Annotated in this window: 1 protein-coding gene and 1 pseudogene; both read right to left on the reverse strand. The window is 37.4% G+C overall.

What is annotated here, in order from left to right; all coding sequences use genetic code 11:
- Positions 1–88: 88 nt before the first annotated feature.
- On the reverse strand, positions 89–463 hold the full coding sequence (speD, locus tag V7659_RS02040; RefSeq protein ID WP_283879577.1) for an adenosylmethionine decarboxylase: 375 nt from the start codon (positions 461–463) through the stop codon (positions 89–91).
- 330 nt (positions 464–793) lie between these two features.
- Positions 794–1,252: pseudogene (locus V7659_RS02045) on the reverse strand (type I glyceraldehyde-3-phosphate dehydrogenase); the annotation flags it as partial.

A 1,252-nucleotide genomic window follows, 5' to 3' on the forward strand; every position in this document is an offset into this window, starting at 1 on the left:
CAAAATCAACAATAAGCTATAACACAGACAAAATATAAAAAGAGGTGTATGTTTAGATACACCTCTTCACTAATTATTTTTATAAAGATTATAGAACTTTTGCCTGTTTTACATGGACAGGACCCATGCCACGTGGAATTTCTATATTTTCACGTGTTTGGGCATTTAATGCCTCAGCAATATAATCTGCTGCAACATTGGGATTTAAATCGCCGCAAGTGAAAACATCAATGCTAGCGTACCCATGCTCAGGGAAGCTGTGAATAGTTAGATGTGATTCGGAAATAATGACGACACCGCTCACACCTTGTGGAGCAAATTTATGAAATGCTACTTCACGGATTTCCGCTCCTGATTTAAGAGCTGCTTCAACAAAAGTCGTTTCAATAAAATTCATATCGTTTAGTTTTTCAAAGTCGCATCCCCATAGCTCAGAGATCACGTGACGTCCCATTGTTTCCATATTCATTTTTCCCCCTCTAACCTTTTTGTTCTTTCTTGAAATCATGTACAGACGGTATCTTATAACTACCACGGGGGAAAGTTAGTCCAGAGAGGTCCTAACCCTTTAAGTAATTAATCGCTACCTAATTTCAAGAAGTTCACGATGACTAGTATACTTTGTTTATATTTTTTTTGCAACCTATCAATATAAAAAACTTTATTAGGACGGGCTTTTTCATCACTTTATAAATAAATTCAACAAAGCTATTTTATGCCTATTTACACCAAAATGTCACAATATAGCACAAAAAAAAGGCTGTCAATCGACAGCTTTATTTTTTGCTTTATTTTACCCAACCTTTAACTCGGAGGATTCTGCTATTTTCTGAGCAACTAACAGTGTTAGATCTACCACACGTGAAGAATAGCCCCACTCATTATCATACCATGCCAAAACCTTTACTTTTCTTGTCCCCATCACCATAGTGGATAGACCATCAATAATGGCAGAATGTTCATTCGTATTAAAATCAACAGAAACTAACGGTTCCATCGTTAAATCTAAAATGCCTTTTAATGGGCCATTTGCTGCTTCGATAAAGGCATGATTGACTTCATCCACCGTTACATCTTGTTTAAGATCCACGACTAAATCAACCAGTGAAACGTTTGGTGTTGGTACACGAAGTGACATACCATGTAATTTCCCCTTTAACTGCGGTAAAACTAGAGAAATTGCTTTCGCTGCCCCTGTTGTCGTTGGAATGATTGATTGACCGCATGCACGAGCCCTCCGCAAATCTTTATG

The organism is Neobacillus drentensis (assembly GCF_036966985.1).
Classification (GTDB): domain Bacteria; phylum Bacillota; class Bacilli; order Bacillales; family Cytobacillaceae; genus Neobacillus; species Neobacillus drentensis_E.